This is a genomic window from Streptomyces sp. NPDC048659, assembly GCF_040650575.1.
Lineage (GTDB): Bacteria > Actinomycetota > Actinomycetes > Streptomycetales > Streptomycetaceae > Streptomyces.
Genome location: NZ_JBEZHM010000019.1, coordinates 84,215 through 105,729, shown reverse-complemented (window position 1 = coordinate 105,729; position 21,515 = coordinate 84,215). Strand labels below are relative to the sequence as shown.

Below are 21,515 nucleotides of genomic sequence, written 5' to 3'. Positions count from 1 at the left end.
CCCACGTTGCGCCGCGCCGTCTGTCCGGGGTCATTCGACCCCATCACCAATGGACATCTCGACATCATCGCCCGCGCGTCCAAGCTGTACGACGTCGTGCACGTCGCGGTGATGATCAACCAGTCGAAGCAGGGCCTGTTCACCGTCGAGGAGCGGATCGAGCTGATCCGCGAGGTGACCGCCGGCTTCGGCAACGTCGAGGTCGAGTCCTTCCACGGCCTGCTCGTCGACTTCTGCAAGCAGCGGGACATCCCGGCCATCGTCAAGGGGCTGCGGGCGGTCAGCGACTTCGACTACGAGCTCCAGATGGCGCAGATGAACAACGGGCTCTCGGGTGTCGAGACCCTGTTCGTGCCGACCAACCCGACGTACAGCTTCCTGTCGTCCTCGCTGGTCAAGGAGGTCGCGGCCTGGGGCGGCGACGTCTCCCACCTGGTGCCCCCGGCGGTCCTCGGCCGGCTCACCGAACGGCTCGCCGAGCGGCGCGCGGGCCGGTGACCGGCGGCCACCGCCACTGACGCTCCGTCACCAGGTGCCGGACGGGGTCCGACTGGCCTTACAGTCGTCCCGTCCGTCTCCATCCAGCTGTAGAGAGTGGCGAGCACCGGTGGACGTGCAGAAGAAGCTCGACGAGATCGTCGCGACGGTCCAGAGCGCCCGCTCCATGCCCATGTCGGCGTCCTGCGTGATCAACCGGGCCGAGCTGCTCGCCCTGCTCGAAGAGGTGCGCGAGGCCCTGCCCGGCTCGCTCGCCCAGGCGCAGGAGCTGATCGGTGGCCGGGAGCAGCTGGTCGAGCAGGCCCGCCAGGAGGCCGAGCGGATCATCGAGGCGGCGCACGCCGAGCGCGGCTCGATCGTCTCCGACAGCCAGGTCGCCCGGCAGTCCCAGGGCGAGGCCGACCGCATCCTCGCCGAGGCCCGCCGCGAGGCCGAGGAGGTCCGCGCCGAGGCCGACGACTACGTCGACTCCAAGCTGGCCAACTTCGAGGTCGTGCTCAACAAGACCATCGGCTCCGTCGACCGGGGCCGCGAGAAGCTGCTCGGCCGGGGCCCGGGGCTGGACGCGGACGGGTACGCCGACGAGGACGCCCCCGAGTACAGCGCGGACCCGCAGACGCTGATCCACCGCGCGGACGCGTACGTGGACGCCAAGCTGGGCGCCTTCGAGGCGGTCCTCGCCAAGACCCTGGAGGCGGTCGGCCGGGGCCGGCAGAAGCTGCACGGCCGGATCGCCACCGACGACCTCGCCGAGCACATGGCCGCGCAGGACGCCGCCGGGACCTCGCTGCGCACCAGCGACGCCGACTACCTCGCCGGACTCGCCGAGCTGGCCGACCCCGAGCCCGCCCGGATCCCGCAGCAGGCCCCGCCGCAGCAGCCGCAGCACGACCCGCACGACCCCTACGGCTACGCGGCCCAGCAGCAGGTGCCCCAGCAGGTCCAGCCCGTCCAGGTGCCGCAGCCCGACCCGCACGACCCGTACGGCTACGCGGCCCAGCAGCAGGACCCGTACGCGTACCAGCAGCCGGTCGCCGACCCGTACGGCTACCAGCAGCAGTACGGCTACGAGCAGCAGCAGCCCCACCAGCCCCAGCAGCCCGCGCACCAGCCGGGGGCCGCCGCGCTCGACGAGACCAGCTTCTTCGACACGAGCATGATCGATCTGGAGCAGCTGCGCCGCTACGAGCAGGGGCACTGAGTCCGGACCGACCCGGATTGGGCCCTGAGCGAAGCGTCCAGTATCCTGGCTCTTCGGTCGCGCGTATTCCGCGATCCTCGCTGCCCTCGATCGGCAGCCCCCCTCACGAACGATCCGAAAGCAGGAAGAGCCCTGAGCACGCGCCTTGACCACCGCGACCCCCTCGTGTTCGACACGCACGAGCTGGGGCGGCGTCCTGGCGCCCTCCAGCGGATCTCCCGCACGGTCGACGCCCCCAGGGACCTGGGTGTCGCGGGGGTCATCGGAGTGCCCGAGGGCGCGCCGGTGGAGATCGAGCTCCGACTCGAGTCGGTCATGGAAGGGGTGCTTGTCACAGGCACCGCCCGTGCATCGGCCGAGGGGGAGTGCGTAAGGTGTCTGGAGTCCGTCGAGCTTGAGCTCGACGCCGACTTCCAGGAGATGTTCTCGTACCCCGACTCCGACGACCGGGGCCGCTCTCGGGCGGCCGCGGACGACGAAGCCGAGGCCGACGAGGACATGATCCCCCTCGAGGACGGCTTGTTCGACCTCGAACCCGTGCTGCGCGATGCGGTGGTGCTCGCACTGCCGATGCAGCCGGTGTGCCGGGAGGACTGTGAAGGTCTGTGTTCCACCTGTGGAATCAACCTGAACGAGAACCCGGACCACCACCATGAGGCCGTCGACATTCGTTGGGCGGCTCTGCAGGGACTCGCCGGTTCGCAGGGAACCGATGAGAAGGACAACATGAGCGGCTCCTCTGACGGTGACGTCCGAAGCGCCGCCGAGAAGCAGGAGAAGTAGCCGTGGCTGTTCCGAAGCGGAAGATGTCGCGCAGCAACACGCGCCACCGCCGGTCGCAGTGGAAGGCTGCGGTCCCCACCCTGGTTTCGTGTGAGCGTTGCCAGGAGCCGAAGCTGCAGCACATCGCGTGCCCGAGCTGCGGCACCTACAACAAGCGCCAGGTCCTCTCGGTCTGAGTGGCTGGTGAGAGGCACGATGTCTGACCACGTCAACACAGCCTCGTCCCACACGCTTCTGGAAGGGCGGCTCGGGTATCACCTCGAGTCCGCCCTTCTGGTGCGTGCGCTCACCCACCGTTCGTACGCGTACGAGAACGGCGGTCTGCCCACCAACGAGCGGCTGGAGTTCCTCGGGGACTCCGTGCTCGGCCTGGTGGTCACGGACACGCTCTATCGCACCCACCCCGATCTGCCCGAAGGCCAGCTGGCCAAGCTGCGGGCCGCGGTGGTCAATTCGCGTGCGCTGGCGGAGGTGGGCCGCGGCCTCGACCTCGGCTCCTTCATCCGGCTCGGCCGGGGCGAAGAGGGCACGGGCGGCCGGGACAAGGCGTCGATCCTCGCCGACACCCTCGAAGCGGTGATCGGCGCGGTCTATCTCGACCAGGGTCTCGAAGCGGCGTCCGAGCTGGTGCACCGGCTCTTCGACCCGCTCATCGAGAAGTCCTCGAACCTCGGCGCCGGCCTGGACTGGAAGACCAGTCTCCAGGAGCTGACCGCGGCCGAGGGCCTGGGTGTGCCGGAATACCTCGTCAGCGAGGAGGGTCCGGACCACGAGAAGGTCTTCACGGCTGCCGCCCGCGTCGGTGGTGTCTCGTACGGCACCGGCACCGGCCGCAGCAAGAAGGAAGCGGAACAGCAGGCGGCGGAGTCCGCGTGGCGCGCCATCCGCGCGGCCGCGGACGAGCGTGCGGCGGCCGAGGCCGCCGCGCACACCGCGCAGACCTCCGGCGACGGAGGGGAGGGGGCCACCGGCTCCCCTTCCGCCAAGGACCAGGCCCCGGCCTGAGCCCTCGCTTCCCGAGCGCTTCGCGAAGCCCCCGCCCCCTTTCCGGGGACGGGGGCTTCGTCGTACCCGGGCGGTTGTAGGCTGCGGACATCAGCCGCAGGACCGTTCCGGAGGAGTGCCGTGCCCGAGTTGCCCGAGGTCGAGGTCGTACGACGCGGTCTTGAGCGGTGGGTCGCCGGCCGGACCGTCGCCGGGGTCGAGGTCCTGCACCCGCGCGCCGTGCGGCGCCACGCGGAGGGCGGCACGGACTTCGCCGCCCGGCTCCGGGGGCAGCGCTTCGGCACCGCCCGGCGGCGCGGCAAGTACCTGTGGCTGCCGCTGGAGGGCGCCGACGCCTCCGTGCTCGGCCACCTGGGGATGAGCGGGCAGCTGCTCGTGCAGCCCGAGGACGCGGCGGACGAGAAGCACCTGCGGATCCGGGTCCGGTTCGCCGACGCGGCCGGCACCGAGCTGCGCTTCGTCGACCAGCGGACCTTCGGCGGGCTCTCGCTGCACGACACCGTCCCGGGCAGCGCGGACGGGCTGCCCGACGTCATCGCGCATATCGCGCGCGACCCGCTGGACCCGCTCTTCGACGACGCGGCCTTCCAGACCGCGCTGCGGCTGCGGCGGACCACGGTCAAGCGGGCGCTGCTGGACCAGTCGCTGATCAGCGGCGTCGGCAACATCTACGCCGACGAGGCGCTGTGGCGCTCGAAGCTGCACTACGACCGGCCGACCGCCACCCTCACCCGGCCCCGCTCGGCGGAGCTGCTCGGGCACGTCCGGGACGTGATGAACGCGGCCCTCGCGGCCGGCGGCACCAGCTTCGACTCGCTGTACGTCAACGTGAACGGCGAGTCCGGCTACTTCGACCGCTCGCTCGACGCCTACGGGCGCGAGGGCGAGCCCTGCCACCGCTGCGGCACCCCGATGCGCCGCCGCGCCTGGATGAACCGGTCCAGCTACTTCTGCCCGCGCTGCCAGCGCCCGCCGCGCCTCACACCGTGACGGCGCGCTCCGCGTCGTAGCTCTCCCGGGCGGCCAGCACCTGGTCCATCCGGCCCTCGACCAGGTGGATCAGGCCCAGCAGCCGCTCGGCCACCTCGTGGCCCAGCGGGGTGAGCCGGTAGTCCACGCGGGGCGGGTTGGTCGGCTGCGCCTCGCGGTGCACCAGTCCGTCGCGCTCCAGCGCGTGCAGCGTCTGGGACAGCATCTTCTCGCTGACGCCGTCCACGCGGCGGCGCAGCTCGTTGAAGCGGAAGCTGCCCTCGTGCAGCGCGCCCAGGGTCAGGCTGCCCCAGCGGCCGGTCACGTGCTCCAGGGTGGCCCGGGACGGGCACGCCTTGGCGAAGACGTCATAGGCGAGGTCGTCGGCGTCGGTCATGCACCCACCGTACTCCCGCACAGCGCTTACGGCCATGTAAGCGCTGTGTACTGGTATGCGCACACTAGGGGTTTGCGCTATCTAAAAGTTAGTGCTCTACTTCTGGTGTCCCCGGGCGGTGTCCCCACCCCCCGACCCCGTTGTTCGAGGAGTCCCCTGTGACCACGCCCGTCGTCGCCATCGCCTACCACTCCGGCTACGGCCACACCGCCGTCATCGCCGAGGCCGTCCGGGACGGCGCCGCCGACGCCGGCGCCACCGTCCACCTGATCAAGGTCGACGGGATCACCGACGCCGAGTGGGAGCTGCTCGACGCCTCCGACGCGATCGTCTTCGGCTCCCCGACCTACATGGGCACCGCCTCCGGCGCCTTCCACCAGTTCGCCGAGGCCAGCTCGAAGCGCTGGTTCGCCGACGCGTGGCTGGACAAGCTGGCGGCGGGTTTCACCAACTCCGGCTCCAAGAGCGGTGACAAGCTGCACACCCTGCAGTTCTTCCAGACCCTCGCCGGCCAGCACGGCATGACCTGGGTCAACCTGGGCCTGAAGCCCGGCTGGAACAGCAGCACCGCGTCCGAGAACGACATCAACCGCCTCGGCTTCTTCTCCGGCGCCGCCGCCCAGACCCCCAGCGACCTGGGCCCCGAGGCCGTCCACAAGGCCGACGTCGCCACCGCCGAGCACCTCGGCCGCCGCGTCGCCGAGACCGCCCGCGTCTTCGCACTCGGCAAGGCCGCTGCCTGAGCCCCGCCCGCATCGGAAAGGCCCCGTCACCGCAAGGGTGACGGGGCCTTTCCCGTACGCGCTGAGTGCCCGGAGTCCGCTCAGAAGCCGAAGTCCTGGGTCCACCACGGACCGCCGTCCGCGAGGTGGACCCCCACGCCCAGCGTCCGGTAGTCGCAGTTCAGGATGTTCGCCCGGTGTCCGTCGCTCGCCATCCAGGACTTCATGACCGCGGCGGCGTCCACCTGCCCGCGGGCGATGTTCTCGGCGCCCAGGCCGCTCACCCCCGCCTTCTCGGCGCGGGCCCACGGGGTCAGGCCGTCGGGGTCGGTGTGGTCGAAGAAGTTCCGGGCGGCCATGTCGGCGCTGAAGGCGCCCGCCAGCGCGGCCAGCTCCGCGTCGGAGCGCACCGGGACGCAGCCCACCTTGGCGCGCTCGGCGTTCACCAGCCGCACGACCTCCGCCTCGGCGGCCGTCTCGCGGCCCGCCACGGGGCGCGCTGAGGCCGTCGGCGCGGCGGCGGGGGTGCTCGGGGCCGCGCTCGGGCGGACCGTCCGCACCGGCGCCGGCTCCGCGGGCTTCGGGCTCGGCTTCGCGGAAGCCTTCGGGGCGGGCTTGGGCGCGGCCTTGGGGGCGGCCGACTTCGGCGCAGGCGTCGCCGGGGTCTTCGGGGCCGCCGGGGGAGCGGACGGGGAGACAGCCTTGCCGTTCCCGGCGCCGGTCCCGGTGCCCTGGGAGGCGGGGCGGTCGGCGGGGCTCGCCGAGGCGCCGCCCTGCGTCGTCAGGCTCGGCGCCTCGCGCGCCTGCACCTGCTCCTTGCCGCCCGCACCCGTGCCGCCGGCCGTGACGGTGTCGCCGCCGGGCAGCAGCCCCGTCGCGACCGCGACCGCGCCGAGAGCGACCGCGGCGGAGACGCCGAGGAGCCCGGTGCGTACCGGCGCGCCGCGTCGCGCGCCCCGATGGCGTCCCATTCGCCCTGCCTCCCTGACCCGACACTTTCGACAGCACGCTTTGCTGATCTTTGCGTCTGTGTGGTTTCGTTCGTCGGGACTGTACGCCATGGCCGGAGGGGCCGACGTGCCCCTTCCGTGATCCGCCCGTTAGCGTTCAGCCATGGATGACGACGTACGGATGACCGCCTGGGTGCGCGGCCGGGTACAGGGAGTGGGCTTCCGCTGGTTCACCAGGGCAAACGCGCTGGAGATCGGCGGGCTGGTGGGCTTCGCCCTGAACCTCGACGACGGCCGGGTGCAGGTCGTGGCCGAGGGCCCGAGTGAGAATTGCCACCGTCTGCTCGACTGGCTCCGGTCCGGCGACACGCCCGGGCGCGTGGACGGGGTGACTGAGATCTGGGACACGCCCAGGGGCGGATACGAGACCTTCGCGATCCGCTGAGACCCCCTCGGCGGGCACTCCCGGACGCCCCTCACGACGGCCCGGAAGGGGCGCGCGGGGGGCGCTCAGGGCGTACGCGCGAAGGCCCTCCAGAAGCGGAAACCCCCTGGTGGTTGCCAATGAGGGCTTGCCGTGCCAGGCTGCGCGGGTAAGGATGATCTCCACGCCCCTCGGGTACCGAGCAGTGAGGCGCCGCCACCCTTCGCGTGTGGCCGCGGACCCCCCGGTAGCCCTGGATACGGGGTGTGATCGTGTTGACCGTCAAACTTTTTGGTGAGACTCTGGAAGCCCCGCGCATCCCAGCTGTTCGACCGTGAGAACCGGCACGACAAAGAGCATGGTCGGCACCGCGGGTGCGAATCCCTCACGACCCACACCGCATTCGGTCGGTCACTCAGTGTGGAGGACCATCCATCATGGCAAAGGCGCTTCTCGGTTACGTCGGCGGCTCCGACCCGCGACTCCTCGCCGAGATGCGACGGCTTCAGCAGCGAGTCCAGGACCTCGAGTCCGAGCTGGTTCGGATCCAGTCCGAGAACGACTCGCTCGCTGCCGCCGCCGCACAGCACGGAGACTCGCTGCTGGACAGCATCGACCTCGACGTACCCAAGGCGGAGCCCGCGCTCACCTGACGCCCCGTGCCGGGGCCCGGTGGGAGACACTCTCGCCAGCACGGCCAGATATGCAAGGGGCGCCCAGGCGTCCCTTCTTTCTTGGGGCTTTCCCGGCGGCTTCTCCGGCGGACTTTCCCGCGGCTCTTCTTTCGGCGTCCCCGCGCGGGGCACCGACTCCTCGTGTCATCCCCCGACCCCCGCCGTCCCCCGTGTCACATTCCTTGGGGGAGGGTGTGCCCCGCACGTTCACGGGTGAAACACGAGACCCCGGGTAGAGTCCGCTGGCGTGCACCTCAAGGCCCTGACGCTCCGCGGTTTCAAATCGTTCGCATCCGCCACCACGTTGCGGTTCGAACCCGGGATCACCTGCGTCGTCGGCCCCAACGGCTCGGGCAAGTCCAATGTCGTGGACGCCCTGTCCTGGGTGATGGGCGAGCAGGGCGCCAAGTCGCTGCGCGGCGGCAAGATGGAGGACGTCATCTTCGCCGGCACCACCGGGCGGCCCCCGCTCGGCCGCGCCGAGGTGTCGCTGACCATCGACAACGCGGACGGCGCGCTGCCCATCGACTACGCCGAGGTCACGATCACCCGGATCATGTTCCGGGGCGGCAGCAGCGAGTACCAGATCAACGGCGACACCTGCCGGCTGCTCGACATCCAGGACCTGCTCTCCGACTCCGGCATCGGCCGCGAGATGCACGTCATCGTCGGCCAGGGACAGCTCGACTCCGTCCTGCACGCCGACCCCATGGGCCGCCGCGCCTTCATCGAGGAGGCCGCCGGCGTCCTCAAGCACCGCAAGCGCAAGGAGAAGGCGCTGCGGAAGCTGGACGCGATGCAGGCCAACCTGGCCCGCGTCCAGGACCTCGCCGACGAACTGCGCCGCCAGCTCAAGCCGCTCGGCCGGCAGGCCGCCGTCGCCCGCCGGGCCGCCGTCATCCAGGCCGAGCTGCGCGACGCCCGCCTGCGGCTGCTCTCCGACGACCTCGTCCGCCTGCGCGAGGCGCTGCGCGCCGAGGTCGCCGACGAGGCCGCCCTGCTCGCCCGCAAGGAGTCCGCCGAGGCGGCCCTGAAGGCGGCGCTCGCGCAGGAGGCCGCCCTCGAAGAGGAGGTGCGCCGCCTCGCGCCCCGGCTCCAGCGCGCCCAGCAGAGCTGGTACGAACTCTCCCGGCTGGCCGAGCGGGTCCGCGGCACCGTCTCGCTCGCCGACGCCCGGGTCACCAGCGCCACCGGCCGGCCCGCCGACGAGGAGCGGCGCGGCCGCGACCCCGAGGACCTGGAGCGCGAGGCCGCCCGGATCCGCGAGCAGGAGGCCGAGCTGACGGCCGCTCTGGAGGCCGCCGAGCGCGCCCTGGAGGACACCGTCGCCCACCGCGCCGAACTCGAACGCGCCCTCGCCGTCGAGGAACGGCGCCTCAAGGACGCGGCCCGCGCCCTCGCCGACCGCCGCGAGGGCCTGGCCCGGCTGCACGGGCAGGTCGGCGCCGCCCGCTCCCGGGCCGCCTCCGCCCAGGCCGAGATCGACCGGCTGGCCGCCGCCCGCGACGAGGCGGCGGAGCGCGCGGTCGCCGCGCAGGAGGAGTACGAGGAGCTCAGGGCCGAGGTCGACGGGCTGGACGCCGGGGACACCGAGCTGGGGGAGCGCCACGAGGCCGCCCGCGAGGAGCTCGCGGCGGCCGAGACCGCGCTCGCCGCCGCCCGCGAGGCCGTCGGCGCCGCCGAACGCGCCCGCGCCGCCGCCGGGGCCCGCCGCGACGCCCTCGCGCTCGGGCTGCGCCGCAAGGACGGCACCGGCGCGCTGCGCGCCACCGGACTCGACGGGCTCCTCGGCCCCGCCGCCGAGCTGCTGACCGTCGCCCCCGGCTACGAGGTCCCGGTCGCCGCCGCCCTCGGCGCCGCCGCCGACGCCCTCGCCGTCAGCGGCCCCGGGACCGCCGCCGAGGCCCTGCGGCTGCTCCGCAAGCAGGACGCGGGCCGGGCCTCGCTGCTGCTCGCGGGCGCCCCCGGGCCGGGCGTCCCGGACGCGCCGCCGCCCCCGGGCGCCCGGCCCGCCGCCCCGCTGGTCTCGGGCCCCGACTCCCTCCTGGGCGCCGTGCGCCGGCTGCTCGCGGACGTCGTCGTGGTCGCCGACCTCGACGCGGCCGTCGCGCTGGTCCGCGCCCGCCCCGACCTGACGGCCGTCACCGCCGACGGGGACCTGCTCGGCGCCCACCTCGCCCAGGGCGGCGCGGCCGGCGCGCCCAGCCTCCTGGAGGTGCGGGCCTCGGTCGACGAGGCGGCGGCCGAGCTGGCGGAGCTGGAGGTGCGCTGCGCGGAGCTGACGGCCGGACAGGAGGCCGCCTCCGTACGCCGGAGCGAGTGCGCGCGCCTGGTGGAGGAGCTGGCCGAGCGGCGCCGGGACGTAGACCGGGAGAAGTCGGCGGTCGCCCAGCGGCTCGGCCGGCTCGCCGGACAGGCCAGGGGCGCCGCGGGGGAGGCCGAGCGGACCGCCGCCGCGGCCGCGCGCGCGGCGGAGGCGCTGGAGCGGGCCCTGGCGGAGGCGGAGGAGCTGGCCGAACGCCTGCTCGTCGCCGAGGAGGCGTCCCCGGGCGACGGCACGGACGAGGAGCCGGACGGCTCGGTCCGCGACCGGCTCGCCATCGACGGCTCCAACGCCCGCCAGACCGAGATGGAGGCCCGCCTCCAGGTCCGCACCCACGAGGAGCGGGTCAAGGGGCTGGCCGGGCGCGCCGACTCGCTGGACCGGGCCGCCCGAGCCGAACGCGAGGCGCGCGCCCGCGCGGAGCAGCGCCGGGCCCGGCTGCGCCACGAGGCCGAGGTCGCCGCGGCCGTCGCCTCGGGCAGCCGCCAGCTCCTCGCGCACGTGGAGGTCTCGCTGGGCCTCGCCGAGCGGGAGCGCGCCCTGGCGGAGGCGGCGAAGGGCGCCCGCGAGGAGGGGCTCGGGGCGGCCCGTACCCAGGGCCGCGACCTGAAGCAGGAGCTCGACAAGCTTACCGACTCGGTGCACCGGGGCGAGGTCCTGGGTGCCGAGAAGCGGCTGCGGATCGAGCAGTTGGAGAGCCGGTCGCTGGAGGAGCTGGGCGTGGAGCCGGCCGCGCTGATCGAGGAGTACGGTCCCCACCAGCCCGTACCGCCGTCGCCGCCGGCCGAGGGCGAGGCGGTGGCCGAGGGTGCCGAGGGTCCCGAGGACCCGGGTGCGCGGCCCCGCCCGTTCGTGCGTTCGGAGCAGGAGAAGCGGCTGAAGGCCGCCGAGCGGGCCTACCAGCAGCTCGGCAAGGTCAATCCGCTCGCCCTGGAGGAGTTCGCGGCCCTGGAGGAGCGGCACCGCTTCCTCTCCGAGCAGCTGGCGGACCTGAAGAAGACCCGGACCGACCTCCTCCAGGTGGTGAAGGAGGTGGACCTTCGGGTCGAGCAGGTCTTCACCGAGGCGTACCGGGACACGGCCCGCGAGTTCGAGGGGGTGTTCTCGCGCCTCTTCCCCGGCGGCGAGGGGCGGCTGGTGCTCACCGACCCGGACGACATGCTCCGTACCGGCATCGACGTGGAGGCCCGCCCGCCGGGCAAGAAGGTCAAGCGGCTGTCGCTGCTGTCCGGCGGCGAGCGCTCGCTGACGGCGGTGGCGCTGCTGGTCGCCATCTTCAAGGCGAGGCCCAGCCCGTTCTACGTGATGGACGAGGTCGAGGCCGCGCTGGACGACACCAACCTCCAGCGGCTGATCCGGATCATGCGGGAGCTCCAGGAGTCCTCGCAGCTGATCGTGATCACGCACCAGAAGCGCACGATGGAGGTCGCCGACGCGCTGTACGGGGTCTCCATGCAGGGCGACGGGGTCTCGAAGGTGATCAGCCAGCGGTTGCGCTGAACCGGTGAACGGGCCCCGGTTGAAGTGGTGGACGGCGGGAAGGTGTGCGCCACTGGAAGCCCCGGAAACCCCGGATGTCCGGCCGAGCACCGGCGGTCCGGGGCGCCCGGCGGAAGGACCGCCCTCCCGAGGAGCCCATGTGACCAGCACCGAACAGGCGCCCCCGCCGTCGTCCGAAGGGCGGCCGGCCCCGCCGGAGCACATCGGACACATCATCTTCATCACGGCCTCGGCCGCGATGGGCGGCTTCCTCTTCGGCTACGACAGCTCCGTCATCAACGGCGCCGTCGAGGCCATCCGCGACCGCTACGACATCGGCTCCGCGGCCCTGGCCCAGGTCATCGCCATCGCCCTGATCGGCTGCGCGATCGGCGCCGCCACCGCGGGCCGGATCGCCGACCGCATCGGCCGCATCCACTGCATGCGGATCGCCGCCGTGCTCTTCACCATCAGCGCCGTCGGCTCCGCGCTGCCCTTCGCCCTGTGGGACCTGGCCTTCTGGCGGATCATCGGCGGCTTCGCCATCGGCATGGCCTCGGTGATCGGCCCCGCCTACATCGCGGAGGTCGCCCCCGCCGCGTACCGGGGCCGCCTCGGCTCCTTCCAGCAGGCCGCGATCGTCATCGGCATCGCCATCTCCCAGCTGGTCAACTACGGCATCCTCCAGCTCGCCGACGGCGACCAGCGCGGCAAGATCGGCGGCCTGGAGGCGTGGCAGTGGATGCTGGGCGTGATGGTCGTGCCCGCCCTCCTCTACGGCCTGCTCTCCTTCGCCATCCCCGAGTCGCCGCGCTTCCTGATCTCCGTGGGCCGGATCGACCGCGCCAAGGAGGTGCTCGCCGAGGTCGAGAGCAAGGACGTGGACCTGGACCAGCGGGTCGCCGAGATCGACCGGGCCATGCGCAGCGAGCACAAGTCCACCTTCAAGGACCTGATGGTGCCCGGCACCCGGTTCAGGCTGCTGCCGATCGTCTGGGTCGGCATCGGGCTCTCCGTCTTCCAGCAGCTCGTCGGCATCAACGTCGCCTTCTACTACTCGGCGACGCTCTGGCAGTCCGTCGGCATCGACCCGTCGAGCTCGTTCTTCTACTCGTTCACCACGTCGATCGTGAACATCGTCGGCACCGTGATCGCGATGGTCCTGGTCGACCGGGTCGGCCGCAAGCCGCTCGCCCTCGTCGGCTCCTGCGGCATGGCGGTCGCCCTCGCCTTCGAGGCGTGGGCGTTCTCCGCCGACCTCGTCGACGGCAAACTGCCCACCACCCAGGGCGCGGTGGCGCTCGTCGCCGCCCACGTCTTCGTGCTCTTCTTCGCCCTCTCGTGGGGCGTGGTCGTCTGGGTCTTCCTCGGCGAGATGTTCCCCAACCGGATCCGGGCCGCCGCCCTCGGCGTCGCCGCCTCCGCGCAGTGGATCGCCAACTGGGCCATCACCGCCAGCTTCCCGTCCCTGGCGGACTGGAACCTGTCCGGCACGTACGTCATCTACACGGTCTTCGCCGTGCTCTCGATCCCCTTCGTGCTGCGGTTCGTCAAGGAGACCAAGGGCAAGGCGCTGGAGGAGATGGGCTGAGCCGGGCCCCGGCCGCCCCCGCTATCCCTTGAGCCGGGGCAGCACGCTCTCGCCGAACAGGCGGACGCTCCGCCAGCCCTCCTCGACCGGCATCCCGCCGCACAGCGGGTGCAGCACCAGGCTGTCCAGCTCCCGCCCGAGCGCCACGCACTCGTCCGGGGTCACCACCCGGTAGACCCCCTCCGCGCGCAGCTCCGCCACGCTCCCGGCGCCCGAGCGGACCGCCGAGCGGATGTCCTTCGACTGCCAGGAGGCGTAGGTGCGGGCCTCGTGCAGGAAGTGCTCCCCGTACGCGGCCCAGGTCCGGTCCGGGTCCTCGGAGACGTGCAGCAGCGGGGTCTCGCGCGCGGGCATCATCACCCAGCCCTCGGTGCCGTGCGCGGCGCACTGGTCCTGGTAGTACGTCTCCAGCTCCGGCAGGTGCGCGCTGGGGAAGAACGGCAGCCCCAGCCGCGCCGCCCGCCGCGCCGCCGCCTTCGAGGAGCCGCCGACCAGCAGCATCGGGTGCGGCCGGGTGAAGGGCCGCGGGGTGATCCGTACCGTACGGCCCTGGTACGTGAAGGGCTCGCCCGACCACGCGGTCAGCAGGGTCTCCAGGAGCAGGTCCTGGAGCCTGCCGCGGCGCCCCCAGTCGACCCCGCGCTCCTCGTACTCCTCCGGGCGGTAGCCGATGCCCGCGACCGTCACGAGCCGGCCCGCGCTCAGCAGGTCCAGGACCGCGATCTCCTCCGCGAGCCGCAGCGGGTCGTGCAGCGGGCCGATGATCGCCGAGACGGTGACGGCGATCCGCCGCGTGGCGCCGAAGACGGCCCCGGCGAAGGCGAAGGGGGAGGGGAGCCAGTTGTTGGCGGCCCCGTGGTGCTCCTCGGTCTGCACGGTGTCGACGCCGTGCGCGTCGGCGTGCGCCGCCATCTCGACGGCCGCCCGGTAGCGGGCCGAGAGGGAGACGGGGTCCGCGTGCGGGTCGACGAGGTTGAACCGGACGACGGTGAACGGCATGGGAAGTCCCCCTCCACGGGTGCGTCGGAGGGGGACGTTAGCTGACGTTGCGTCAGATGGAAACGGGCGTGCGCCGCTCGTCGGGCTCCTCGCCGGCCACCGGGGCGGGCCGCGCCGCGCGCTCCCGGGGCAGCACCGCGTACAGCACACCGGCCACCACGATCGTCGCCGCCCAGCCCAGGCCGTTGCGCCCGATCCAGGAGCCGGCCAGCGGACCGGAGAACCAGTCGACCTTGGTGAACAGCAGGCCCGCCACCAGGGCCACGCCCCAGGCCGTCATCGCCTGCCAGGCGAAGCCGCCCCGGTACCAGTAGGCGCTGGTCCGGGTGGTGTCCATCAGCGCCGCCGCGTCATAGCTCCGGCGGGTCAGCATGTCCACGCCGAAGACACCGATCCACGCCGAGAACGCCACCGCGAGCAGCGTCAGGAAGGAGATGAACGAGCCGATGAAGCTGGTCGCCACCACCATCAGCAGGAAGCCGAAGACCAGGCTGATCACCGCGTTCACGCTGACCGCCGCGGCCCGCGAGACCTTGATGCCGAGGGTCTGCGCGGTGAAGCCCGCCGAGTACATCGACATCGAGTTGATCAGCAGCATCCCGATCAGCGCGATCAGCAGGTACGGCACCGAGATCCAGGTGGGCAGCAGCTCGCCGATGAAGGAGACCGGGTCCTGCGCCGAGGCCAGGTCCGGCGTCGAGACCGCCATCACCGCGCCCATCAGCACCATCGGCAGCACCACGATCCCCGCGCCGCCGACCGTCGTGCCGACCAGGCCCTTCGAGGAGGCGTTCCGCGGCAGGTAGCGGGTGAAGTCGGGACCGGAGGGCACCCAGCTGATGCCGCCCGCCGCGATGGTGCCCACACCGGCCACCAGCATCGCCGTCGAGCCGGCCGGCTTGGCGAAGACCGCCGACCAGTCCGTGTTCGCCACCAGATAGACCAGGACCAGCACCGAGAAGGCGCCGAAGAGATACGTCGACCACTTGCTGCAGACCCGCAGCGCGTTGATCCCGAGCCCGGAGACCAGGAAGGTGCAGGACACGAAGAGCAGCAGCGTCACCACGATGAGCGCCGTGTTCGACTTCACACCGAAGAGCAGGTCCAGCACGGTCAGCACCGCGTACGCGCCGGTGACCGCGTTGATGGTCTCCCAGCCCCAGCGGGCCACCCAGATCAGCGCGCCGGGGAACAGGTTCCCGCGCTGCCCGAACACCGCGCGGGACAGCGCCATGCCGGGCGCCCCGCCGCGCTTGCCCGCGATCGAGATCAGCCCGACGATCCCGTACGAGAGGACCGGCGCCGCCGCCGCGACGAACAGCACCTGCCAGAAGTTCAGGCCGTTGAAGACGATCAGACCCGCGCCCATGGTGAGCAGCAGCACACTGATGTTGGCGGCGACCCAGGTGGGGAACAGCTCGCGGACCCGGCCGGAGCGCTCGGCGTCGGGGACGGGTTCGAGGCCGCGGCTCTCCATCGTGGCGCCGCTCTGCGCGCCTTCGGTCTCGGCGGCGTGGGGCATGGGGACACTCCGTACAAATGTGGGGGACCCACCCAGACTACGTGCTCCTCGAACAGTGCTCCCGTGGCCGATACTGGTCAGGTTATGGAACTCATCCTTGCTGTAGTCATCGCTCTGGTCGTCGCGGTCGCCGTGACCAGCGGACTCGTGATCAGCGGTCGCAAGAAGAAGCAGCTGCCGCCCGCCGAGCCGCCGTCCACCACGCCGACCATCACCGCTCCGCCCGCCGAACCGCACGTCGGCGACGAGGCGGAGACGCCGCGGGAAGAACCACGCCGCACCGTCGAAGAGGTCACCCTCCCCGCCCCCGAGACCGCCGAGGCCCCGGCCGCCGAGGCACCCGAGATCGAGGTGCCCGAGCCGACCGCCGGCCGCCTGGTGCGGCTGCGGGCCCGGCTCGCCCGCTCCCAGAACTCGCTCGGCAAGGGGCTGCTCACGCTCCTGTCCCGCGAGCACTTGGACGAGGACACCTGGGAGGAGATCGAGGAGACCCTCCTCACCGCCGACGTCGGCGTCGCCCCCACCCAGGAGCTCGTCGAGCGGCTGCGCGAGCGGGTGAAGGTGCTCGGCACCCGCACCCCCGACGAGCTGCGCGGGCTGCTCCGCGAGGAGCTCGTCGCCCTGCTCGGCGCCGAGGTGGACCGCTCGGTGAGGACCGAGAGCCCCGAGGACGTCCCCGGCGTCGTGATGGTCGTGGGTGTCAACGGCACCGGCAAGACCACCACCACCGGCAAGCTGGCCCGGGTGCTCGTCGCCGACGGCAAGTCCGTCGTCCTCGGCGCCGCCGACACCTTCCGCGCCGCCGCCGCCGACCAGCTCCAGACCTGGGGCGACCGGGTCGGCGCGCGCACCGTGCGCGGCCCGGAGGGCGGCGACCCGGCGTCGATCGCCTACGACGCGGTCAAGGAGGGCATCGCCGAGAAGGCGGACGTCGTCCTCATCGACACCGCCGGCCGGCTGCACACCAAGACCGGCCTCATGGACGAGCTCGGCAAGGTCAAGCGGGTCGTCGAGAAGCACGGCCCGCTCGACGAGATCCTCCTCGTCCTCGACGCCACCACCGGCCAGAACGGGCTGATCCAGGCCCGCGTCTTCGCCGAGGTGGTCGACATCACCGGCATCGTGCTGACCAAGCTGGACGGCACCGCCAAGGGCGGCATCGTCATCGCGGTCCAGCGCGAGCTGGGCGTCCCGGTCAAGCTGATCGGCCTGGGCGAGGGCCCCGACGACCTGGCCCCGTTCGAGCCGGGCGCCTTCGTGGACGCCCTGATCGGCGACTGACCCGCCGCACCCGCTCACCACGAAGGCCCCCGCCGATCCGGCGGGGGCCTTCGTCGTACGGACGGGGGAGGGGGCGGTACGGGGGAGGGGCGGGCGGTCAGAAGTGGGTGCGGTGGCAGATGTACGCGAGGGTCCCGAGCAGCAGCCGGGCCTGCGGCGGGGCGCCCGCCGTGTCCAGCGTCGGCGGACGCAGCCAGCGCACCGGCCCGAGCCCGCCCAGGTCCGAGGGCGGGGCGGTGACGTAGGAGCCCGGGCCCAGGCAGTGCAGGTCCAGATCGGCGTCGTCCCAGCCCATCCGGTAGAGCAGCCGGGGCAGCTCGGCCGCGGCGCCGGGGGCGACGAAGAACCGCGCCCGGCCCGTCGGCGTCACGCTCACCGGGCCCAGCGGCAGCCCCATGCGCTCCAGCCGGACCAGCGCCCGGCGGCCCGCCGCCTCGGCGACCTCGATCACGTCGAAGGCCCGGCCGACCGGCAGCAGCACCGCCGCGCCCGGGTACTCCGACCACGCCTTGGTCGCGACGTCGAGGCCCGCGCCCGCCGGGACCGGCTCGGCGAAGGAGAGCGGATGCGCCCCCGGCGCCGTACAGCCGAGGTCGCCGCAGGAGCAGCGGCCCGCGACCGCCCTCGCTCCCGGGACGACGTCCCAGCCCCACAGTCCGGTGTACTCGGCCACCGCTGTGCACTCCGTGGTCCGTGCGCGCCGACGTGAGCCGGAACGCATCTCACGAATGCCGCCGATCGTGAAGCCCATGCCCCCTCCAACGGGTCGGACGCGCCGGTGGTTACGGACCGGGTGGTCTCCGTCACGCTCCGCTTCCCCGAGGGGCGCGCGGTGGCGCGGGGGGTGGTGCGCACCGTTGCGCGCGCCTGCCCGCGCTCCGGTTCGCCTCGCCGGTTCCGTCGCATGTCAAGTGAATCGCGTTCCGCGCGGGGGGAGTTCATTCGAAGGGGTGGCGAATGGTGGCGTTTCTTGAATCGCCATGCCGGTCCGGGTGATCGTAGGATTACCTTCGGTACGCGAACCCGGGGCGGGTCGCACCCACGGGTATGCCGGGGGCAAGCCGGTTTTCCGTTCGAAGGAGTACAAACCCCGGACGGGAGCCGTGAAACACGGCATTCTGGCAGGGGTTCGCAGGACGACATCAGGTGGATGGGGGCGTTCCAGTGGGCGGCAACGGCGCGGACGGTACGACTGCCGGCAAGCGCCCGAACGAACAGCTGAGCTCGTGGTTCGTGCGCAGTGGCTGGTCGAAGGGCGAGCTGGCGCGCCAAGTGAACCGCCGGGCCCGCCAGATGGGCGCGCACCACATCTCCACCGACACCTCCCGGGTGCGCCGCTGGCTCGACGGCGAGCAGCCCCGCGAACCCATCCCGCGGATCCTCTCCGAGCTGTTCTCCGAGCGCTTCGGCTCCGTCGTCGCCGTCGAGGACCTCGGCCTGCGCACCGCCCACCAGTCGCCCTCCGTCTCCGGCGTCGACCTGCCCTGGGCCGGACCCCAGACCGTCTCGCTGCTCAGCGAGTTCTCCCGCAGCGACCTGATGCTCGCCCGCCGGGGCTTCCTCGGCTCCTCGCTCTCGCTCGCCGCCGGGCCCTCGCTCATCGAGCCCATGCAGCGCTGGCTGGTGCCCACCCCGGCCGGCGAGCCGCAGCCCGGACCCGCCCCCGACGAGCGGCGCGCGCACCGGCTCTCCCCGGTCGAGCTCGACCTGCTGGAGTCCACCACCGCGATGTTCCGCCAGTGGGACGCCCAGTGCGGCGGCGGACTGCGCCGCAAGGCCGTCGTCGGGCAGCTCCACGAGGTCACCGACCTGCTCCAGGAGCCACAGCCCGCCGCCACCTCCCAGCGCCTCTTCAAGTGCGCCGCCGAACTGGCCGAGCTGGCCGGCTGGATGAGCTACGACGTGGGCCTCCAGCCCACCGCCCAGAAGTACTTCGTGCTCGCCCTGCACGCCGCCAAGGAAGCCGGCGACAAGCCCCTCGGCTCGTACATCCTGTCCTCGATGAGCCGCCAGATGATCCACCTCGGCAGACCCGACGACGCGCTCGAACTCATCCACCTCGCCCAGTACGGCAGCCGGGACTGCGCCACCCCCCGCACCCAGGCCATGCTGTATGCGATGGAGGCCCGCGCCTACGCCAACATGGGCCAGCCCTCCAAGTGCAAGCGGGCCGTGCGCATGGCCGAGGACACCTTCTCCGACGTCGGCCTCGACGGCGAGCCCGAGCCCGACTGGATCCGCTTCTTCTCCGAAGCCGAGCTCAACGGCGAGAACTCCCACTCCTACCGCGACCTCGCCTACGTCGCCGGCCGCTCCCCGACCTACGCCTCGCTCGCCGAGCCCGTCATGGAGCGGGCCGTCGACCTCTTCGAGAAGGACCCCGAGCACCAGCGCAGCTACGCCCTCAACCTCATCGGCATGGCCACCGTCCACCTCCTCAAGCGCGAGCCCGAGCAGTCCGTCGTCCTCGCCGAGAAGGCCCTGGGTGTCGCCCGCAAGGTCCGCTCCGAGCGGGTCAACACCCGGCTCCGCAAGACCGTCGACACGGCCGCCCGCGACTTCGGCCACGTCGCCGAGGTCCGCCACCTCACCGACCGGCTCACCGCGCTGCTCCCCGAGACCGCCGAGGCCGTCTGAGCCCCGCCGCGCGGCACCCCACCGACCCCGGCCGCGCCGGCCGTCCCGTACAACCCGACTCGGCTCCCCCGCCGCAAGGTCATACGGACGCCGGCGCGGCCGGTCCGTTTCCCGGGCCCGCTCCTGGGCCCCGCGTGGCCCCGGAAGGCCCGGCCCGCGCCGGAGAGTACGCCCGTAACCGCACCGTGACTCCGGCGTTCACGGTCGCGTAACACTCCCCACCCCTTCGTCACCGCCGCGAAACATCGAGCGGCATCGGCGGAAACCGGCCTGCGCGAATCTCTGGCGCATAACCGGCCACCCCTCACGGCCAAGCCGCTCCGGCCCCGCCCCGCACAGGCCGCATTCGACGACGAGGAGACGCCGATGGCATCAGCCATCACGACCCTGGCGGCAGACGCGCCCGCGCTGTCCGCCGCCAACACCGGGTTCATGCTCATCTGCTCCGCCCTGGTCATGCTGATGACCCCGGCCCTCGCCTTCTTCTACGGAGGCATGGTCCGCGTCAAGTCCACCCTCAACATGCTGATGATGAGCTTCATCAGCCTCGGGATCGTCACGATCCTGTGGGTGCTCTACGGCTTCAGCATCGCCTTCGGCACCGACTCCGCCTCGCTCGTCGGCTGGTCCTCCGACTACGTCGGCCTCAGCGGCATCGGCCTCACCGAACTCTGGGACGGCTACACCATCCCGGTGTACGTCTTCGCCGTCTTCCAGCTCATGTTCGCCATCATCACCCCCGCCCTGATCAGCGGCGCCCTCGCCGACCGGGTGAAGTTCACCGCCTGGGCCCTCTTCGTCACCCTCTGGGTCACGATCGTCTACTTCCCCGTCGCCCACTGGGTCTGGGGCTCCGGCGGCTGGCTCTTCGAGATGGGCGTCATCGACTTCGCCGGCGGCACCGCCGTCCACATCAACGCGGGCGCGGCGGCCCTCGGCGTCATCCTCGTCATCGGCAAGCGCGTCGGCTTCAAGAAGGACCCGATGCGTCCGCACAGCCTCCCGCTGGTCATGCTCGGCGCCGGACTGCTCTGGTTCGGCTGGTTCGGCTTCAACGCCGGCTCCTGGCTCGGCAACGACGACGGCGTCGGCGCCGTGATGTTCGTCAACACCCAGGTCGCCACCGCCGCCGCCATGCTCGCCTGGCTCGCCTACGAGAAGCTCCGCCACGGCTCCTTCACCACCCTCGGCGCCGCCTCCGGCGCGGTCGCCGGCCTCGTCGCCATCACCCCCTCCGGCGGCTCCTGCTCCCCGCTCGGCGCCATCGCCATCGGCGCCGTCGCCGGACTCCTGTGCGCCATGGCCGTCGGCCTCAAGTACAAGTTCGGCTACGACGACTCCCTCGACGTCGTCGGCGTCCACCTCGTCGGCGGCGTCGCCGGCTCCCTCCTCGTCGGCTTCTTCGCCACCGGCGGCGTCCAGTCCGACGCCAAGGGCCTCTTCTACGGCGGCGGCCTCGACCAGCTCGGCAAGCAGGCCATCGGCGTCTTCTCCGTCCTCGCCTACTCTCTGATCGCCTCCGCGGTCCTCGCCCTGATCATCGACAAGACGATGGGGATGCGGGTCCCCGAGGACGACGAGGTCTCCGGCATCGACCTGGTCGAGCACGCCGAGACCGCGTACGACTTCAGCGGAGCGGGCGGCGGCAGCTCCGCGCGCGGCACCGCCGTGCCCGCCCCGGCCCCGACGGAGAACAAGAAGGTGGACGCATGAAGCTCATCACCGCGGTCGTGAAGCCGCACCGGCTCGACGAGATCAAGGACGCCCTCCAGGCATTCGGCGTCCACGGCCTCACCGTCACCGAGGCCAGCGGCTACGGCCGCCAGCGCGGCCACACCGAGGTCTACCGCGGCGCCGAGTACACCGTCGACCTCGTCCCCAAGATCCGCATCGAGGTCCTGGTGGAGGACGAGGACGCCGAACAGCTCATCGACGTCGTCGTCAAGGCCGCCCGTACCGGCAAGATCGGTGACGGAAAGGTGTGGAGCGTCCCGGTCGAGACCGCCGTACGGGTCCGCACCGGCGAACGCGGCCCGGACGCCCTGTAGGACGACCGGACG

At 72.4% G+C, this 21,515-nt stretch carries 20 protein-coding genes; 15 read left to right on the top strand and 5 right to left on the bottom strand.

Annotated elements, in window-relative coordinates:
- Window positions 1-6: 6 nt before the first annotated feature.
- The 6 genes from coaD (at window position 7) to mutM (ending at window position 4,477) form a co-directional block, all read left to right on the top strand.
- Complete coding sequence (gene coaD / locus AB0C99_RS17385; protein ID WP_362475725.1) at window positions 7-498, top strand: pantetheine-phosphate adenylyltransferase; 492 nt, start codon at window positions 7-9, stop codon at window positions 496-498.
- Window positions 499-607: 109 nt separating this feature from the next.
- Window positions 608-1,699: a cell division initiation protein gene (locus tag AB0C99_RS17380; protein ID WP_362475686.1), complete on the top strand. Its 1,092-nt coding sequence runs from the start codon at window positions 608-610 to the stop codon at window positions 1,697-1,699.
- 132 nt (window positions 1,700-1,831) lie between these two features.
- Complete coding sequence (locus tag AB0C99_RS17375; RefSeq protein ID WP_362475723.1) at window positions 1,832-2,482, top strand: DUF177 domain-containing protein; 651 nt, start codon at window positions 1,832-1,834, stop codon at window positions 2,480-2,482.
- Window positions 2,483-2,484: 2 nt separating this feature from the next.
- Window positions 2,485-2,658: a 50S ribosomal protein L32 gene (rpmF, locus tag AB0C99_RS17370; RefSeq protein WP_015036448.1), complete on the top strand. Its 174-nt coding sequence runs from the start codon at window positions 2,485-2,487 to the stop codon at window positions 2,656-2,658.
- A 19-nt stretch (window positions 2,659-2,677) separates the two neighbouring features.
- Window positions 2,678-3,487, top strand: coding sequence for a ribonuclease III (gene rnc / locus AB0C99_RS17365; protein ID WP_362475684.1), 810 nt, complete (start codon window positions 2,678-2,680; stop codon window positions 3,485-3,487).
- 120 nt (window positions 3,488-3,607) lie between these two features.
- The gene (mutM, locus tag AB0C99_RS17360) at window positions 3,608-4,477 is read left to right on the top strand and encodes a bifunctional DNA-formamidopyrimidine glycosylase/DNA-(apurinic or apyrimidinic site) lyase (RefSeq protein ID WP_362475682.1); all 870 of its coding nucleotides are present in this window, start codon (window positions 3,608-3,610) and stop codon (window positions 4,475-4,477) included.
- On the opposite strand, the gene AB0C99_RS17355 is transcribed toward mutM, so the two are convergent.
- Window positions 4,467-4,853: a helix-turn-helix domain-containing protein gene (locus AB0C99_RS17355; protein WP_362475680.1), complete on the bottom strand. Its 387-nt coding sequence runs from the start codon at window positions 4,851-4,853 to the stop codon at window positions 4,467-4,469. The genes mutM and AB0C99_RS17355 overlap by 11 nt on opposite strands.
- A 158-nt stretch (window positions 4,854-5,011) precedes the next feature.
- On the opposite strand from AB0C99_RS17355, the gene AB0C99_RS17350 reads away from it, so the two are divergent.
- Entirely contained in the window at window positions 5,012-5,596 is a 585-nt protein-coding gene (locus AB0C99_RS17350; RefSeq protein ID WP_362475678.1) for a flavodoxin family protein, read from the top strand.
- A gap of 80 nt (window positions 5,597-5,676) precedes the next feature.
- On the opposite strand, the gene AB0C99_RS17345 is transcribed toward AB0C99_RS17350, so the two are convergent.
- Window positions 5,677-6,546: a CAP domain-containing protein gene (locus tag AB0C99_RS17345; RefSeq protein WP_362475676.1), complete on the bottom strand. Its 870-nt coding sequence runs from the start codon at window positions 6,544-6,546 to the stop codon at window positions 5,677-5,679.
- A gap of 142 nt (window positions 6,547-6,688) precedes the next feature.
- Here AB0C99_RS17345 and AB0C99_RS17340 point away from each other — a divergent pair, with 142 nt between their 5' ends.
- The 4 genes from AB0C99_RS17340 (at window position 6,689) to AB0C99_RS17325 (ending at window position 13,016) form a co-directional block, all read left to right on the top strand.
- The gene (locus AB0C99_RS17340; RefSeq protein ID WP_362475674.1) at window positions 6,689-6,970 is read left to right on the top strand and encodes an acylphosphatase; all 282 of its coding nucleotides are present in this window, start codon (window positions 6,689-6,691) and stop codon (window positions 6,968-6,970) included.
- 416 nt (window positions 6,971-7,386) lie between these two features.
- The gene (locus AB0C99_RS17335; RefSeq protein ID WP_362475673.1) at window positions 7,387-7,602 is read left to right on the top strand and encodes a hypothetical protein; all 216 of its coding nucleotides are present in this window, start codon (window positions 7,387-7,389) and stop codon (window positions 7,600-7,602) included.
- A 268-nt stretch (window positions 7,603-7,870) separates the two neighbouring features.
- Entirely contained in the window at window positions 7,871-11,446 is a 3,576-nt protein-coding gene (gene smc / locus AB0C99_RS17330) for a chromosome segregation protein SMC (RefSeq protein ID WP_362475671.1), read from the top strand.
- A gap of 139 nt (window positions 11,447-11,585) precedes the next feature.
- Window positions 11,586-13,016, top strand: coding sequence for a sugar porter family MFS transporter (locus AB0C99_RS17325; protein WP_362475669.1), 1,431 nt, complete (start codon window positions 11,586-11,588; stop codon window positions 13,014-13,016).
- A 21-nt stretch (window positions 13,017-13,037) separates the two neighbouring features.
- On the opposite strand, the gene AB0C99_RS17320 is transcribed toward AB0C99_RS17325, so the two are convergent.
- Both AB0C99_RS17320 and AB0C99_RS17315 read right to left on the bottom strand, forming a co-directional pair.
- The gene (locus AB0C99_RS17320) at window positions 13,038-14,015 is read right to left on the bottom strand and encodes an LLM class flavin-dependent oxidoreductase (RefSeq protein ID WP_362475667.1); all 978 of its coding nucleotides are present in this window, start codon (window positions 14,013-14,015) and stop codon (window positions 13,038-13,040) included.
- A gap of 52 nt (window positions 14,016-14,067) precedes the next feature.
- A complete protein-coding gene (locus tag AB0C99_RS17315; protein ID WP_362475665.1) occupies window positions 14,068-15,537 on the bottom strand; it encodes a cytosine permease in 1,470 nt (489 codons plus the stop codon).
- Window positions 15,538-15,621: 84 nt separating this feature from the next.
- Here AB0C99_RS17315 and ftsY point away from each other — a divergent pair, with 84 nt between their 5' ends.
- A complete protein-coding gene (ftsY, locus tag AB0C99_RS17310; protein ID WP_362475663.1) occupies window positions 15,622-16,818 on the top strand; it encodes a signal recognition particle-docking protein FtsY in 1,197 nt (398 codons plus the stop codon).
- A 97-nt stretch (window positions 16,819-16,915) separates the two neighbouring features.
- Here the strand turns inward: ftsY and AB0C99_RS17305 are convergent, their stop codons facing one another.
- Entirely contained in the window at window positions 16,916-17,569 is a 654-nt protein-coding gene (locus AB0C99_RS17305; RefSeq protein ID WP_362475661.1) for a bifunctional DNA primase/polymerase, read from the bottom strand.
- A 413-nt stretch (window positions 17,570-17,982) separates the two neighbouring features.
- On the opposite strand from AB0C99_RS17305, the gene AB0C99_RS17300 reads away from it, so the two are divergent.
- From AB0C99_RS17300 to AB0C99_RS17290, 3 genes are all read left to right on the top strand, one after another.
- Window positions 17,983-19,455, top strand: coding sequence for a hypothetical protein (locus AB0C99_RS17300; RefSeq protein ID WP_362475659.1), 1,473 nt, complete (start codon window positions 17,983-17,985; stop codon window positions 19,453-19,455).
- 366 nt (window positions 19,456-19,821) lie between these two features.
- Window positions 19,822-21,168, top strand: coding sequence for an ammonium transporter (locus AB0C99_RS17295; RefSeq protein ID WP_362475657.1), 1,347 nt, complete (start codon window positions 19,822-19,824; stop codon window positions 21,166-21,168).
- Window positions 21,165-21,503 (top strand): P-II family nitrogen regulator, encoded by a 339-nt coding sequence (locus AB0C99_RS17290; protein WP_329424608.1) that lies wholly within the window; start codon window positions 21,165-21,167, stop codon window positions 21,501-21,503. The genes AB0C99_RS17295 and AB0C99_RS17290 overlap by 4 nt, the downstream gene beginning before the upstream one ends.
- Window positions 21,504-21,515 lie beyond the last annotated feature (12 nt).